Source organism: Nocardia sp. MH4 (assembly GCF_019266065.1).
Taxonomy (GTDB): Bacteria; Actinomycetota; Actinomycetes; order Mycobacteriales; family Mycobacteriaceae; genus Nocardia; species Nocardia canadensis.
In genome coordinates, this window is record NZ_LPNR01000108.1 from 16,256 (window position 1) to 29,475 (window position 13,220).

At 66.1% G+C, this 13,220-nt stretch carries 14 protein-coding genes and 1 pseudogene; 5 read left to right on the forward strand and 10 right to left on the reverse strand.

What is annotated here, in order from left to right; translation table 11 throughout:
• Position 1 precedes the first annotated feature (1 nt).
• Positions 2 to 448: a cupin domain-containing protein gene (locus ATM97_RS19520; RefSeq protein ID WP_218719466.1), complete on the forward strand. Its 447-nt coding sequence runs from the start codon at positions 2 to 4 to the stop codon at positions 446 to 448.
• A 115-nt stretch (positions 449 to 563) separates the two neighbouring features.
• On the opposite strand, the gene ATM97_RS19525 is transcribed toward ATM97_RS19520, so the two are convergent.
• Positions 564 to 1,802 carry a hypothetical protein gene (locus tag ATM97_RS19525; protein ID WP_218719467.1) on the reverse strand — a complete coding sequence of 413 codons (1,239 nt, stop codon included), beginning with the start codon at positions 1,800 to 1,802 and terminating at the stop codon, positions 564 to 566.
• A 227-nt stretch (positions 1,803 to 2,029) separates the two neighbouring features.
• On the opposite strand from ATM97_RS19525, the gene ATM97_RS19530 reads away from it, so the two are divergent.
• On the forward strand, positions 2,030 to 2,470 hold the full coding sequence (locus tag ATM97_RS19530; protein WP_218719468.1) for a hypothetical protein: 441 nt from the start codon (positions 2,030 to 2,032) through the stop codon (positions 2,468 to 2,470).
• A gap of 234 nt (positions 2,471 to 2,704) precedes the next feature.
• Here ATM97_RS19530 and ATM97_RS19535 read toward each other — a convergent pair whose 3' ends face one another.
• Positions 2,705 to 2,884, reverse strand: a complete 180-nt coding sequence (locus tag ATM97_RS19535; RefSeq protein WP_218719469.1) for a hypothetical protein — start codon at positions 2,882 to 2,884, stop codon at positions 2,705 to 2,707.
• Positions 2,881 to 3,111 (reverse strand): hypothetical protein, encoded by a 231-nt coding sequence (locus tag ATM97_RS19540; RefSeq protein WP_218719470.1) that lies wholly within the window; start codon positions 3,109 to 3,111, stop codon positions 2,881 to 2,883. The genes ATM97_RS19535 and ATM97_RS19540 overlap by 4 nt, the downstream gene beginning before the upstream one ends.
• 177 nt (positions 3,112 to 3,288) lie before the next feature.
• On the opposite strand from ATM97_RS19540, the gene ATM97_RS19545 reads away from it, so the two are divergent.
• Positions 3,289 to 4,263, forward strand: a complete 975-nt coding sequence (locus ATM97_RS19545) for a helix-turn-helix domain-containing protein (protein ID WP_218719471.1) — start codon at positions 3,289 to 3,291, stop codon at positions 4,261 to 4,263.
• Between the two features lie 39 nt (positions 4,264 to 4,302).
• Positions 4,303 to 4,953 carry a hypothetical protein gene (locus ATM97_RS19550; protein WP_218719472.1) on the forward strand — a complete coding sequence of 217 codons (651 nt, stop codon included), beginning with the start codon at positions 4,303 to 4,305 and terminating at the stop codon, positions 4,951 to 4,953.
• Here the strand turns inward: ATM97_RS19550 and ATM97_RS19555 are convergent.
• The 7 genes and pseudogenes from ATM97_RS19555 to ATM97_RS19580 all read right to left on the reverse strand — a co-directional run bounded on the left by ATM97_RS19555 (position 4,865) and on the right by ATM97_RS19580 (position 11,518).
• Positions 4,865 to 6,409 carry a site-specific integrase gene (locus tag ATM97_RS19555; protein ID WP_218719473.1) on the reverse strand — a complete coding sequence of 515 codons (1,545 nt, stop codon included), beginning with the start codon at positions 6,407 to 6,409 and terminating at the stop codon, positions 4,865 to 4,867. The two genes, ATM97_RS19550 and ATM97_RS19555, sit on opposite strands and share 89 nt — an antisense overlap.
• A gap of 1 nt (position 6,410) precedes the next feature.
• Positions 6,411 to 7,052 (reverse strand): recombinase family protein, encoded by a 642-nt coding sequence (locus tag ATM97_RS19560; protein WP_218719474.1) that lies wholly within the window; start codon positions 7,050 to 7,052, stop codon positions 6,411 to 6,413.
• Between the two features lie 133 nt (positions 7,053 to 7,185).
• The gene (locus ATM97_RS19565) at positions 7,186 to 7,692 is read right to left on the reverse strand and encodes a hypothetical protein (protein WP_218719475.1); all 507 of its coding nucleotides are present in this window, start codon (positions 7,690 to 7,692) and stop codon (positions 7,186 to 7,188) included.
• Between the two features lie 63 nt (positions 7,693 to 7,755).
• Positions 7,756 to 7,983: pseudogene (locus ATM97_RS35055) on the reverse strand (hypothetical protein); the annotation flags it as partial.
• 300 nt (positions 7,984 to 8,283) lie between these two features.
• Positions 8,284 to 10,416 (reverse strand): AAA family ATPase, encoded by a 2,133-nt coding sequence (locus ATM97_RS19570; protein ID WP_218719476.1) that lies wholly within the window; start codon positions 10,414 to 10,416, stop codon positions 8,284 to 8,286.
• A gap of 140 nt (positions 10,417 to 10,556) precedes the next feature.
• A complete protein-coding gene (locus ATM97_RS19575; protein ID WP_218719477.1) occupies positions 10,557 to 11,276 on the reverse strand; it encodes a hypothetical protein in 720 nt (239 codons plus the stop codon).
• Positions 11,273 to 11,518 (reverse strand): hypothetical protein, encoded by a 246-nt coding sequence (locus tag ATM97_RS19580; RefSeq protein ID WP_218719478.1) that lies wholly within the window; start codon positions 11,516 to 11,518, stop codon positions 11,273 to 11,275. The genes ATM97_RS19575 and ATM97_RS19580 overlap by 4 nt, the downstream gene beginning before the upstream one ends.
• A 408-nt stretch (positions 11,519 to 11,926) precedes the next feature.
• Here ATM97_RS19580 and ATM97_RS19585 point away from each other — a divergent pair, with 408 nt between their 5' ends.
• Entirely contained in the window at positions 11,927 to 13,090 is a 1,164-nt protein-coding gene (locus ATM97_RS19585) for a hypothetical protein (protein ID WP_255588072.1), read from the forward strand.
• Positions 13,091 to 13,220 lie beyond the last annotated feature (130 nt).

Below are 13,220 nucleotides of genomic sequence, written 5' to 3' on the forward strand. Positions count from 1 at the left end.
GATGCGGAACCACCGGAATGCCCTCGCCGGCGCCGTGGTCGCCACCGCGATCGTCGCTCTCGCGCCCTCGACGTCGGCCACCCCGCCCTCGGGCGTGACTGTCGAACAATTGACCGAGGTCGACGTGAGCGGATTCGGTCCGTTCGCCGCGCTGCCGAGCGTGTTCACCTTCCGGCGTATCACCATCGCGCCGGGCGGCACCCTCGGCTGGCACTATCACGACGGCACTGTGCTGGCCCTCGTGACCAGGGGCGAGGTGACGCGCTACGAGTCGGACTGCGTGCCGACGACGTACGCGGCGGGTCAGGGGCTGTCCGAGACCGTCGGCCCCGACCATGTCCACGTCGGCCGCAATCTCGGGACCGGGCCCGCCGAGCTGTACGTCGCCTACATCAACCGGGCGAACGAACCGCTCTTCGTCGACGCCGCGGCGCCGGACTGCGCGTAGCCGCGGGCCGAAACGGCCTCCGTAGACGCGGCGACCGGTCGACGCTCCAGCCCGTCCGCCGATTTCGCCGCGACCGTCGAAATGGCTCGCCCGCCCGACTGGCTACCAGGCGATTTCAGGCGAGGCAGGCGTCGGCGCCGCCGGCGGAGAACGTCTCGGCGCTGCAATAGGCGGCGTGCGGGTAATACGGACCCATCGTGATGGCCGGGTCGCTGCCGGAGTCCTGGGAGGCCTGGACCGAGTCCGGGTAGAACGCCGCGCTCGGGGTCATGTTCCGCAGGAACAGCACCTTGTCCACGTCGGTGCTGCCCCACGCAATCGTGGTGACGGTCGGCGGGAGGTTCGCCGGCAGGTCCGCGGGGGCGGCGAGAACGTAGGTGTAGTAGCCGGACGCGTCGAGCGCGGTCTGGAAGTCGGCGGCGCAGGCGACGACGGGGTAGGGGGTGCGCAGGTCGTTCTGGCACATCGACCAGTACCGCAGTTGGGTCGGCGCGGTCGGTGACTGCCCGGCCCGGGTATCCGGAAACGTCGGGGCTTTGCCGCGCACCACCAGCAGGCGGCCCGGCTGATAGCTGACGCGGGTCCCGACGTACTTGTTGTCACCGTTCGGGAACAGCCCGGCGGTGCTGGCCGGATTGCCGAAGGTGGCCTCCGGGGCGCCTCCGGGGAAGGCGCCGGAGGCGGCCGCGGCGATCCCCTGATCGAAGGCCGCTTTCGCGGCGTCGGCGACGGGGCCGGTGTAGCCGGCCGGGTCGAAGGGCTGCGCGCACGGCTGCGCCGGAACCTCGCTGCCCGCCAGGGTGAGTTTCACCTCCGGCAGCGGCACACCACCACTGAGTGAGGCCGGGTCGGTCGGCACGTAGACCCGGACGATGACGAACCCGATCGGGGCGCGCTGCCCACTCGCGACCGCCTGGATCTCGTTGCGGCTGTGGTCGGCCGGGCCATTGACCAGCTTGGCGTGCCACCGCTGCTGCGCCGTGGGCAGCGTGGCGGCGGAGGCGTCGGTGTACGGGTTCCCGCTACCCGGATCCGGCGCGATCTGGTTGTCGCGCAACGTGTCCACGGTGTCGAGATTCGTCCCGTAGGTGTTCACCGAGAAGTACCGCGCGGCCGGATAGGTCCCCGACAACTCGATCGAGTCACCCGGTCCCAGCGCGTACGGCATCAGCCAGTACGTCGAGTTCGCATCGGGGAAAGCCACATTCAACACGGCGTCGTTCGACATGAACCGCCACGCGCACAACGCCGAGTCCGGCGGCCCCGCCACGGCCGACCCGCCGAACCCCACCGCGGCCAGCACGGTCGCCACCACACATCCGACACGAACGATCAAAGCCACAACCGACTGCATGACGATCCCTTCGCTGCGCTCGAACTGCCGAACTGCCGAAGAATCCGCCCGTCCACGTCACCGTGGTCGGCCCGCGACCAACATAGACCACCCCATGCCGGCGATCGGCCACCGGTTGTTCGTGGGGAGAGCGGGCGGTAGCCTTCGGGCGGGGGATTCGGGCAATCGGCGTGCGCTGTGAAAGCCGTTCTCGCCTGCCATTTCACTTGTCACACGGGGGTTTTCGAATGTCTCAGACCAATGCGATGCGGGCGGGCGTGCCATCGCCGTACGCGAACGAGCCCGCGGTTCGGCGGGTGACCCGCCTTGCCGGATTCGCTGGAATCGCGCTGGGTGTCGTGCTGGTGGCCTGCGCTGCCGGACTCGTGGTGGCCGGGCTGGTCGATACCCGATACCTGATCGTCGTCTGCGTGGTCGCGCTGTTGCCCGGCATCCCCGGCCTCAGCCTGCTCGCGGCGTCGCGGCGGATTCTGCGTGGCGAGATCAACGGAACGACCAGGGCGATCACGATGTTGGTCACCATCAGTGGCCTCGTTCTGCTGGCAACGGTGGGCGCCCTCATCGAAGGGCCCTGGCCCGCGAAGATTCTGATGGTCGCGCTCACCATCGGCACGTTCACGACCGCCGCCTTCGTCAATCGCGCCGATCGCGCGTTGAAGGGCCGATAGCGCGGGCTCGGTGGGGCGACAGGGCGTCCACCAGCCCCGATGGAGTGCCCCCACTGGGACTCGAACCCAGACTGCGCGGATTTTAAGAACCTCCGGCTCGGTCCGGCGACAGCGCGGTGACCTGCGGAAATAGGCCGCATCAGCTCTCAAAGTCCCACTGGCCTTGTGCTTTTGGCGTGTTCTGCGGGGTCTTGCGGGGCCTACAGGTAGGTTCGCGGGGCCTTGAGAACGCCCCTAGCGGGGTGGGCCGGAGCTGGGGCCGCGTCTCCGCAGGTGGGAGCCATTTTCGCTCTTGATGCGCTGCTGAATGGCTGACACGGTGCGGTCCGGAGGAATGCGCTCGGGCCACAGCACCACTCCGACGATCACGGCCAGCGGCAGGCCCACCGCGACGACGAACCCGAGCGTGATCATCCGTCTGCCCGCCCGCTGGTCTCGGCCACGGTAAGGGGACACCCGTCGCGCTGTTCGGCTGCGGTGAGCCAGGCGGCTACGTTGTCGAGCGACCCGTGGCAGACGACCCGGAACGGGCTGTACAGCTCCCACCCGTAGGGCGGTTCGGGTGCCCGGCGGATTGCCATCGACCGGCACGCGGCCCGCTTGGTCAGCGCATCAAGCTGAGGTTTGATCGCGTCGCTCATCAATTCCCCTGTGGGTGTCGGTACCAAGTGCGCCCACCGCCGGAGAGCTTTCGCCATCGTCCGCGCAGCTCGCTGCGCCCGATGCGCCGAGACATTCCTCGGCGTCGGTCCGGCGGTGGGGCTGAGAACTACTCTCGGGGACTACCGAGAAAATGGCCCGACCAATACGGTTTACCTATGTTTACCGATGGCGGGGCGGTGACCGGGGGCCTGTTGCGCGAGCTGCGCACGATCGCCGGTATCGGGCTGCGGACGATGGCCGCACGTACGTGTTTCACGACTGGCTACCTGTCGCTGGTGGAGACCGGGCGCAAGCCGGTAACCCCGGCTGTCCTGGCCGGATACCGGTCTGTACTGGGTGATCCGACGTTGGGGCTGGCGAATGTTGACCCGGAGCGGCTACAGGCCACAGTCACCGACCCGTCCGGCGCTGGCAGTTCCAGCCTGGAAGACGTGGCGGTAATCCTTGAGCGCACACGGCATTTGGAGGATGTGGCGGGCGCTGAACTGGTCGCGCCGGTGATCCGGGGGATGGACGGTGTAGCGCGGGCGCTGGCCGCTGAGCGGATTGGCGGGAGCGCGGCGGCGTGTATGGCGTCGGAGGTCGCCCGATACCGAGGATGGCTGGAGCACGCTATCGGTAGCCCGCACGTTTCCAACCGCGCGTTGGAAGATGCTGCGCGGCTGGCGGAGGTGGCGGGGGATCGGTCCCAGCTCGCCCACTCCTACAGCTTCCGGGCGTACACCGCGCGCCACCAGGGCGACACCGCGCGGGCTGTAGCGCTCACAGACGCCGCTATTGGCGTTGACGGTGCACACCCGATTCTCGGTGTGTATGACCGGTACCAGCGCGCGGAACTGCTTGCGGTACGCAAGGAATCGCGCCAGGCCGGTAAGGCGCTCGCGCTGGCCGACAAAGCGGCCGAGGCAGCAGACGGAATCGAGTTGCCTGCCTTCGGCTACTGGTACACGGCCGGATTCTGGGGCGTGCAGCGCGGCATCGTGCTGGCGCAGCTCGGGCGCAAGGCTGATGCCATTGCCGAGGCCGCCCAGGGCGTAGCGGCGATGCCCGCCGGGCACCAGTCCGCCGGATGGTTGGCGTCCATGCTGGCGCAGATCGACCCGGAAATGAACTTGAACACGGGCGCGTAGTTCACGGTGCCGCCGCGCGGTGCCTGGGATGATTGACGGATGCCGCCTGACCATGTCATTCAGATTTTTCAGAGCTCGGCCGCATGGTGGCAGGCGTGGCTACCGGTGCTGGGCTCAGTTCTTGTAGCTGGCGTTGCACTTTGGGGCGTCGTCGTCAGCAATCGAACTAACCGCGATGCAATTGCGGCGGCTGATGAGCGTGCTCTTATGTCTTGGCGAAGAGACGAAGTGCTCAAGGTGGTCCTGTCAGTGCTCGAAACATCGGATGACATTCTGCAGGAGTTTCGCTACCAGCACTCGTGGACAGCGGAGTATGCCAAGAAGGACAACGAACTCAAGCGAAAAACTGACAAATTGTCGTTGAACTATAGTTCGTTGGAACTGTTAGCGCCTGGGGCGCTTCCATCACGGTGCAAGGAGCTCCACGAGGCGTTATTCAATGCGCGGGAGGCAGTCGTTAATCTGCAAGAAGTCCGTGCCAGGAATATGCCAGAGCTGTTTGAATCCCGTGTGGATGCGCAGACTAAAGAGGAGGATGCCAAAGCCGCCCGGACCAACTTCATCCAGGCAGCTCAGGCCAAACTGGGCACCTCTGACACGTTTACCCCGCTGACCGCCGCCCGAACAACGACACCACGTTGCCGCCTACGTTGGCCCCGCTCGGGAACTGCGGCGGTACAACGGGAGTAGGGGCGACGGGTTCTGGCAGATTGTTAGCCGCGCCGCCGTCCTCCTCGGGAATCCAGTCGCCGTAGGTGTTCAGGGTGAGGGTGAACGTGCTGTGCCCGAGCCACTTTGACACCTGCATGAAGTGTGTTCCGGCCATCAACTGCATCACCGCGAAGGTATGCCGCAGGTCGTGGAGGCGTACGCCGCTCTGCGCGGGGATGGCCGGGCTGGTGTCGGTGGCGGGCACTTCGGGCGCGCTGGCGGGCAGCCCTACGGCCACCAGCGCGGGCTTCATGATGGTGTCGTAGAAGGTGCCCATAGCCATTGGCTGCGACCAGTCAAACGGCACCGCTACCCGCTGGCCTCGGAGGCGCAACCCGCCGCAGTTCTGCCGCGACGGCCACACTGGCGCGGTGGGCTCCGCGGAGCGCGGGTGCTGGATGGCGCGGTGTTGGTCCTCGCCGAACAGGTAGGCGTGCATCCGCGCTGCCAGCCAGGCGGGGAGCGCCACAGAACGCTTGGAGCGCTTGGACTTTGGTGTGCCAGTGACCCATTCGCCGCCCTTGCGAGTCTTGGTGCGCCGTACGTGCACCGTGCAGCGGACCTGCCCGCGTACGACGCGGAACTCCAGGTCGCGAACCTCGAGCCCGGTGTTCTCGCTGGCCCGCAGCCCGGTGTACGCCAGGAATGTCACCATCAACCCGTACACCGGATATGCCGGCAGTTTGGCTGAGGCGGCTTGGCCTGCAGGCAGTTGGGTTGAAGCGGTTGTCAGCTCACCCGAGATGGCCGCGCTGAGCTGCGCCACCTTCTCAGCGCTCAGCGGGTACGGCTCAAAGTCCTCATGGTCCCCGGTGGCGTGGTTGGTGGTGAAGTCCACCCGATCAACCGGGTTGGCCGTGAGCGCGCCCCGCTGCACCGCGTACTTCATCACCCGGCCGAACGCGCTCCACGCATGCTTGACGGTGGCAGGGCTCAGGGTGTCGGTGGCGTTGCCTTGCCGGGAGCGCTGCGACACCAAGCCCAATAGGAAGTCTTCGCACTGCTCGGCGGTGATGGACGCTACGGCCGTACCGGCGAAGGTCTTGAGCGCGTAGCGCTGCAAGGTCTTCTCGTAGTCATCCAGCGTGCGCTGCTTGAGCCGCCCCTGGCTGACCTTCACCTGCAACGACTTCAACCAGCCCTGCGCGTAGAACCCGAACGGCAAGTCACCCGCCTTGCGCGCCTCAGCGAGCGCGGAGGTGTGGCCGGTATGACGTGCGGCGTTCAGCTCATCGCGCCGGGCTTCTGCGGCTTCCCGTGTGGGGTAGGTCTCCTGGTGCTGCTTCTGCTTCTTGCGGCCGTTGGGCCGCGCAGGGTTGACCGGGATCGGCAACCCGAACTCGTCACGTGCCGCCTCCTTCCAGACCACGACGTAGGTCTTGACCGGCTTGCCGTTCTTGCGCTGGGCGGTTTCGCGGGTGTGGATGTGCGCCATGTCAGGCCACCGCCTTCTGAATCCGAGCCAGCACGCCACGGACCGTGCTGTAGTGCCAGGTGTCGCCGCCTGTGGCGGTTGGGATGCCTTCGGCGGTGAGCGCCGTGGCAATTGCCTTGGGGCCGAGCCCCTCCCGGTGCAGGATGGCAATGCGCCGTTCCACGTCAGCGCCGATGAGTCGGGGACGGCCGATGCGCTTGCCTGCCTGGCGAGCGCGGGCGATGCCTTCGCGGGTGCGCTCGCGGGTCTTGCGGCGTTCCTCGGCGGCGAACTCCAGCCTCACCCCGGCCAAGAAGCGCTGGTCAGGGTTGCGGCTGTCCGCGCCGTCCATGCTCAGCAGCGCCCAGCCGTAGTTCTCAGCGCGCTTGAACAGTGCTGCGCCGTCCTCCTGGTCACGGGTAACCCGGTCAAGCGCGCGGACCAGCAACCCGTCAGCCATGCCCGACTCGATGTAGTGAATGGCCATGGCCCGGCCGTACATCTCATCGGTCTTCGCGCCGCTGATCACGTCCGACGCGATAGTCAGCAGGTCATGTCCTGCCGGGGAGCACCAGCCCTCCAGCGAATCCCTTTGTGCTCCAAGGCCATAGCCTTCTCTCCCTTGGTCCTCAGTACTCACTCGTACGTAGCCGATCAGTCTCACTGGCGTTCCTTCCGCGTAGCTAGGGTCGCGAAACGTCAAGGTCCGTTTAACGTTTCGCGCCCCCTACGCTACGCCAGCTAACTTGTGGCGAACTCGCGAACGCTTTTGTCCCAGTGCAGCTTTCGGCGTCGGGTCAGCGCCTGCCGCGCGGGTTGTGCGGCGCTGGGTCCTCGTAGAGCACTGGCAGGAATGCCCCGCGCCGGTTGAGTTCAGCAGCGCGCGCCACAGCGTCATCACCAGTCACCGCGTCCGACGCTCCCGCTGAGAGAGCCCTAGGGGTTCCGGGTACACCCGGCCGCCCCGCAGGTTCGGCGGTGTGGGCGTCGGGAGGGTAAGTGTGCGGCTCCTGCGGCCCGGTAGCGCCGGGGTCCGGGGTGTCAAGCTCGTAGATGACTACTGTGTCTGGCACGTCTGGTTCTGCCGCTTCGGCCATTGCGAGCACCCGCTCATACGCCCCATCGTCGCCACCGTCCCGGCTGATGCTCTCGAACACCTTCTCCCAGGGCTTGAGGTTGACCTCCACCTCAACGGCAGTCTTGGCCGAGACCCCCGCCCGGTCGAGCGCGTCCTTGATCGCGGCGAGTTTCACCGCGTACGGCGCGTCGTCGTCTGTGGCGATGCCCAACAGCTTCTCGGCCATCCGGTCCGCCGCGTTCTCAAGCCGCGCTCGGGCTTTGGCCTTGACCTGTGGGGCTGCTCCGCCGTGCGTCCGGCAAACGGTCGCCCCCTCAATGGCAGCCTTGCGGCACGGTTCGCCGTTCGTCCGTCGCGCGGTACACGGCCGTCGAGGACTGCGCCCGTCGTTCCAGAGTCCTTCCATAGGTGCACCCTTTGATGCATCGTCCTCTGCCGCTGCTGGTTCCAAACCTTCCGGATTCACACTTTCCGGCTTGAACTCCACTGGTGCCTGCTCGTTCTCGTTCTCTGGCATGGATGCTCCAATCGTGTTTATTTCCAATGGTTTTCAGTGCCGAGGTCCCGTACCGGCAACTACGCCCCTTTCAACCCGGCCCTTAAGGCGGGGGCCGGGGCGGGGTTGAACCCGCCCCGCCCCGCCCCGACGCCGCGCGGTTCAACTCGGCCCCGGCTAGGGGCGGAGTTGAAAATGTGCCGCTACCTGCGGTAACCCCCGTTTCCACGGCCAACTCGGCCCTATTCGGCCCCTCCGCCGGGGCGCGGTTCACCCGCCGGGGCCGGGCTGAAGCGCCGGGGCGGGGTTGAAACCGGCCGTTCACGCGCCCTCAACTCCGCCCCCTCCGTCCAGGCGCACCCGTCTCACGGGGTCCTGTAGGCCGAAGAGGGTGCGCTTGACGGTGCGGCTGCCCTCGGCCCGTTCGCACTGTTGGCCGATGACGCGGCCCTCACTGATCATCTGTTCGATCGCCGCGCGGGTTGCTTCCTTCTTGCCGCCAACCGCACCCAACAGTGCTGTTTTCGACAGCTCAAAGGGATGGTCTCGGAGGGTCTGCTCTATGGCCTCGCGGACGCGGTCACCGCCGCGCGGCCTAGCCCCTTCCGTGCCAGCTCGGCGCACGGCCCAGCTGATCCCCGGAGCGGTTGCCTCGCCTGATTCGAGCTCGCCCACGGCGGGCAAGGTCCAGTCAATTTCGTACCGCGCGCCGCCCCACTGCCGCGACCCGAACTCCACGCCCAGCCGGTACTCCCCGGCGGCCAGATCGGGCGGTTCGCGGTGCTGCTGCAAACCCCACGAGTCGGCCCACTGGCCCACGCCCGCCTGCGAAATGGAGTCGAGGTCGAGCCCGCCCGCCCCGGTTTTGTTGAAGTGGTCCGCGACGATCAACGCCGCCTCACCCCCAATCAACCCCGACAGCTCCGCGAGCATCGGCCCGCGCGCGTAGAGGTTCTGCGCCTCCACGCCCGTCGGGTGGAACGCATACAGCGGATCGAGGATCACCAGCGCCGGTTGCATCTCGTCCAGCCCGGCCTTGACCGCGTCGGTGAACTCGGTGCTGGTGAGGGAGGCGACGTCAAACACGGCATCAATCGGAAGCTCCGCGAGGTCCACGCCGTACGCCCGCGCCATGGCCTGTAGGCGACGCTGGAACGGTTCTTCGCCGCCCTCGCCCACGAAGTACAGCACCGGGCCAGCCGTGGCGACCTCAAATTCGCCAAGCATCGGCTTACCGCTAGCCAGGGCCACGGTCAGCGCGAGCAGGTTGTACGACTTCAGCGTCTTCCTCGCACCCGCCCACGGCCCGAACGAATTCCGGGGCCAAACCCCACGGATCAGCCACTCCATCGGCGGTATGGGCTTGGCGAGCTCCCGCGCGCTCACGCGGGCGAAGCGCGGCCGACGTTGCACGGCGTTGCCCTCAGCATCGAGCAGCCCCCGCGCTCGCAGGGCTTCGCGGTCTTGGCCGGGGTAGGGCGTGTCCCTGTGCCATGAGCCGCCCGGCGCGAACGCCTGGCTGATGGTTGCCTGAGCAATGAAGAGCACGCGGTCGGCGGCGATGAGCTGACCACCGCCCGCAACAAAGCGGTCGAACTCGTCGGCTGCCACCTCCACCCCGCGCACCGGCCCAAGCACGGCCACGTAAGCACTTCTCAACGTGCTCAGCGCGGTAGGTACGCCGGGCTCGCCGTTCGCGCCCAGCCGGATCAGCGCAGCGGTACGGTCTCGGACCGCATCAAAGCGCGAACCATCCTCGCCATCCAGGCACTGGATCGCGGCGGCCAACGTGCGCAGTACCGCAGGAGATGGTGCACCGGCTGCCAGACCCTTTAGCAACTCGGAACCCTCAGCGCGGCTGGCCTTCTGGGTCGGGACGGTCGCCCCGTTGACCAGCGCGTGCGCGAGTGGTGCCGGCAGTTCCGTGAGATCCTCCAGCCGCGGCACGTCGTTGGAAATCTCCCCGGACGGGTCGTACCAGCGGACAACGTTGCCGTTCGGGTGAAGGCTGGGGTACGCCATCGCGTAGCGGTGCCCAGCTTGGAGCAGTTCGACGCCGCTACCGGGTAGCTTGCCGGGCCACGCCTGGCCAGTCGGCACACGGTAGAACCGTTGGCCGCTACCGTCGCCCCGCGCTGTCGACGACCACGTAGGCGGGAACTTGCACCCCGCGTCGGCCTCGAACTTGGCCAGGGTTGCGAGGCCACGCTTGCCGCCGTAGTTGTCGACGTCGATAGCCACCACGCCGTCCGGTAACCGCAAGGCCACGTTGGCGTTTGGCGGTCGCTCGGCGCACCAGCGCTCAACCTGCGTATCGTCTGGGACTCGGCCGTTGTAGCCGGTGAAGCCTTCGGGCGGGCTCGACTTCTTGCCTGGCGGCAACGGCAACACGGACTGCCAACCGGCCGCGCGGTATTCGTGTGCAATATCGCCGTAGCCCTTTGGAATTGACATCTCGGACGGGGTAGCAATTTCGGCCCGGCCGTTACGCCGGTCAGAGGGTATAGTCACTATTGGTTCCTTCTTTGTGGCTAAAGAAAAGGCCAGTGCCCCTGTGGAGTGCTACCCAGCCTCCACGGGGGCGCTTCTGCTTTTCAGAGGTATTTGTCAATCGGCCAGCCGGACGAATGAGCCCAGCCGTCGTTTGTGATGAAATGCAGAACGCTGGCGTCGGGCCTACCGATTTCCCGGTCGAAACCCATTCGGCAATCTGTGCACGTCGGGAACATGCGCAAGACCGCGCCACATGAGATGAGCATTGTGAAATCGATTGCTCGGCCTGGCGTGTCGTCACGCCAACTGCCGCACCAGTAGCAGCACCGCGCGAACGCCCATGACATCAAGTACGCCACGCGCAAACGGCTGTACCCGTACGGAACTGGCCATGCTGCCAACGCCGGTTCCGCTACGCCCAGGTTCACCGGCATGTGCGGTCGAAACACTGGCGCGGTGGGTGCGTGAAGGACAACGATCGGTGCGGGCGATTCGGTCGCCGCAACCAAATACTGCTCGAACTCCAGGTTGAGCATCGCAAGCTCAGTTTCGGAGTGCCCCTTGAGGAATTCGGCTGCGAGGTCGTACCCGCCCGCGTTGAAGGTCAGCGGCTGCCTGCCCGGCAGGTTGCTGTGTAGGTAGTCCAAGCCCGAGTTCACCAGCGCTGCTGGCGTCGGAACGGTGGGGGACTGCGACTGCTCCCGGACCAGGTCGAGCGCTGCGCTGATTCGCGGGAACTCCCTTGCGTATGGGGAGAATCCGGGTCCGCCGTCGTCAGGCTGATCTACCGCATCCAGTTGATCACCGAACGCCGCGCTCATGCCGACACCTGCTCAGGCTGAGCCGCTCGGCGCTTCGACATCAGGTAGTCCATCAGGTCTTGAGTGGCGTACCAGAGTGACCCGGAGACCATGAAGCTAGGAAGCTCACCGCTGGACGTTTTGCGGTCCAGCTCGTTGTACTTGAACTCGACACCGAGCGCATCTCGGTACCAGTTGATCGCGCCCTGCTTGCCCTTGATAGTCGGGTACGGCGTCAGTTCGGGTATAGGACTGCGGGACATGGCTACTCCTTGCGAACGGAGTGCCTAGATCTGCAAAAACCCAGGCACTCACAACAATTGGTCGTTGAGTGAACCTGGGCGTGACGCTGCCAGCCCGGCTTGCCATGTCCATCCTGAGCCAGAGTCGGTGATCGGTACTCGCTCTGACCCGCGCCTTGAGCGTTCAATGGCTAAAGGACGGCTTGCCTGCCCCGGTGACTAATCGGGGCGTCGCCCGGAGAACCGGACGGCTTCATCTTACCCTAGCGCCCGGCGAGGCCGTTTAAGGCCGCACAAGGCCGCAATAGTTACCTATGCTCACGGCTTATACTTGATCTTGAAGCGGCGCGCGGACTCAGGGCATTCCGAGGCGCAGTTCAAAACGAATTCGAATTCGTTTATCGCACTCTGTGCTCCGAAGGAGTTCTTATGTCGCAGGTGATTATTGGCTATGTTCTCGGTGAACCGGTGTATGCGCTTTGCGGCGGCGACAGCGGTTTCAGCACCCAGAGTGACGTTCTGGTAGATCAGACGGCGGACGGCGTTGACCTGAACACGATTTGGGGCGACGTCGCTACCGCGCTCTCGATGTACAACACCGAGCGCAGCACCATCGCCTCAATTCTGTCGTACCGGACGACCAACACTGCTGATGCTGTGCCGCAGTCGATTTCGTATGACAGCTTTGAGGAAGCGTCGGAATTCGGCGTGCCGACGGCCATGCGTGAATCGCCCGACGTGCTGCTCATGGGCTACGACTTCAAGGACTACGACAAGGCCACCCGCTTTACCTGGAAGTTCCTGCGAGACGCCACGGCGGAACAGGTCAACTCGGTGGTGAACCGGGTGCTTGAGGCGGATAACCGCCGTGTCACTGGCAAGATTCTCGACCGGCTGTTCAACCCAGCTGAGCGCGTGAACGAGTTCGGCGCGAAGGTGTTTGGCCTGTGGACGGGCTCGGATGGTCTCGGTCCGCTGCCGTACCTGGGCAAGGAGTTTCCGACCTCCACGAACCACTACCTCGCGACCCAAGCCGCGCTGATCGACTCGGGCGACGTGGAAGGCGCGATCAAGCTCATCACCGACAAGGGCTACGGCCGTCAGCCGGGTACACAGTTGCTGATCCTTGCGAACCCGCAGGAAGGCGAGCTCATCCAGACCTGGAAGGCTGGGGAGACCAACAACAACAGTCAGATCGCAAAGCACGACTTCGTCCGAAGTGCCACTGCGCCTGCGTATCTGACCCAGGACAACATCATCGGCAAGGTGCCGCCCGGTGAGTACAACGGCTTGCCGATCGAGGGCAGCTACGGCCCGGCCTGGCTGATTCAGTCGGAATTCATTCCGGCAGGATGGTTTACGGTCGTGGCGTCCGGCGGACCGAACAGCACTCTCAACCCGGTCGCCATGCGCGAGCACATCAAGCCGCAGTACCAGGGGCTGCGTCTGATCGCTGGCCGCCAGCCCGGTTACCCGCTACAGGAGTCGTTCTTTGCACGCGGGTTCGGTACCGGCGTTCGATTCCGAGGCGCGGCCGTCTGCGTCCAGGTGACCACCAACGCGTCGTACACCGCGCCCGTTATCCCGATGTGAGCGCGGGCATGATTACCCCACGCGACCCCGCCACCCACGACGGCGCGTCGGAATTCTGCTGGGGGCCGGGGCTCACCCCGCCCGGCCTCGAAGACGCGCCGCCGAGCGCGGGCGGTCGGTACCGAGGCCA

What these genes read in the sequence shown, in the direction of transcription:
- ATM97_RS19545 (WP_218719471.1), top strand. Translation starts at nt 3,289, where the DNA reads ATGTTTACCGATGGCGGGGCGGTGACCGGGGGCCTGTTGCGCGAGCTG.
- ATM97_RS19540 (WP_218719470.1), bottom strand. Translation starts at nt 3,111, where the DNA reads ATGAGCGACGCGATCAAACCTCAGCTTGATGCGCTGACCAAGCGGGCC.
- ATM97_RS19535 (WP_218719469.1), bottom strand. Translation starts at nt 2,884, where the DNA reads ATGATCACGCTCGGGTTCGTCGTCGCGGTGGGCCTGCCGCTGGCCGTG.
- ATM97_RS19530 (WP_218719468.1), top strand. Translation starts at nt 2,030, where the DNA reads ATGTCTCAGACCAATGCGATGCGGGCGGGCGTGCCATCGCCGTACGCG.
- ATM97_RS19585 (WP_255588072.1), top strand. Translation starts at nt 11,927, where the DNA reads ATGTCGCAGGTGATTATTGGCTATGTTCTCGGTGAACCGGTGTATGCG.
- ATM97_RS19565 (WP_218719475.1), bottom strand. Translation starts at nt 7,692, where the DNA reads ATGGCCGAGAAGCTGTTGGGCATCGCCACAGACGACGACGCGCCGTAC.
- ATM97_RS19525 (WP_218719467.1), bottom strand. Translation starts at nt 1,802, where the DNA reads ATGCAGTCGGTTGTGGCTTTGATCGTTCGTGTCGGATGTGTGGTGGCG.
- ATM97_RS19575 (WP_218719477.1), bottom strand. Translation starts at nt 11,276, where the DNA reads ATGAGCGCGGCGTTCGGTGATCAACTGGATGCGGTAGATCAGCCTGAC.
- ATM97_RS19555 (WP_218719473.1), bottom strand. Translation starts at nt 6,409, where the DNA reads ATGGCGCACATCCACACCCGCGAAACCGCCCAGCGCAAGAACGGCAAG.
- ATM97_RS19520 (WP_218719466.1), top strand. Translation starts at nt 2, where the DNA reads ATGCGGAACCACCGGAATGCCCTCGCCGGCGCCGTGGTCGCCACCGCG.
- ATM97_RS19570 (WP_218719476.1), bottom strand. Translation starts at nt 10,416, where the DNA reads ATGTCAATTCCAAAGGGCTACGGCGATATTGCACACGAATACCGCGCG.
- ATM97_RS19550 (WP_218719472.1), top strand. Translation starts at nt 4,303, where the DNA reads ATGCCGCCTGACCATGTCATTCAGATTTTTCAGAGCTCGGCCGCATGG.
- ATM97_RS19580 (WP_218719478.1), bottom strand. Translation starts at nt 11,518, where the DNA reads ATGTCCCGCAGTCCTATACCCGAACTGACGCCGTACCCGACTATCAAG.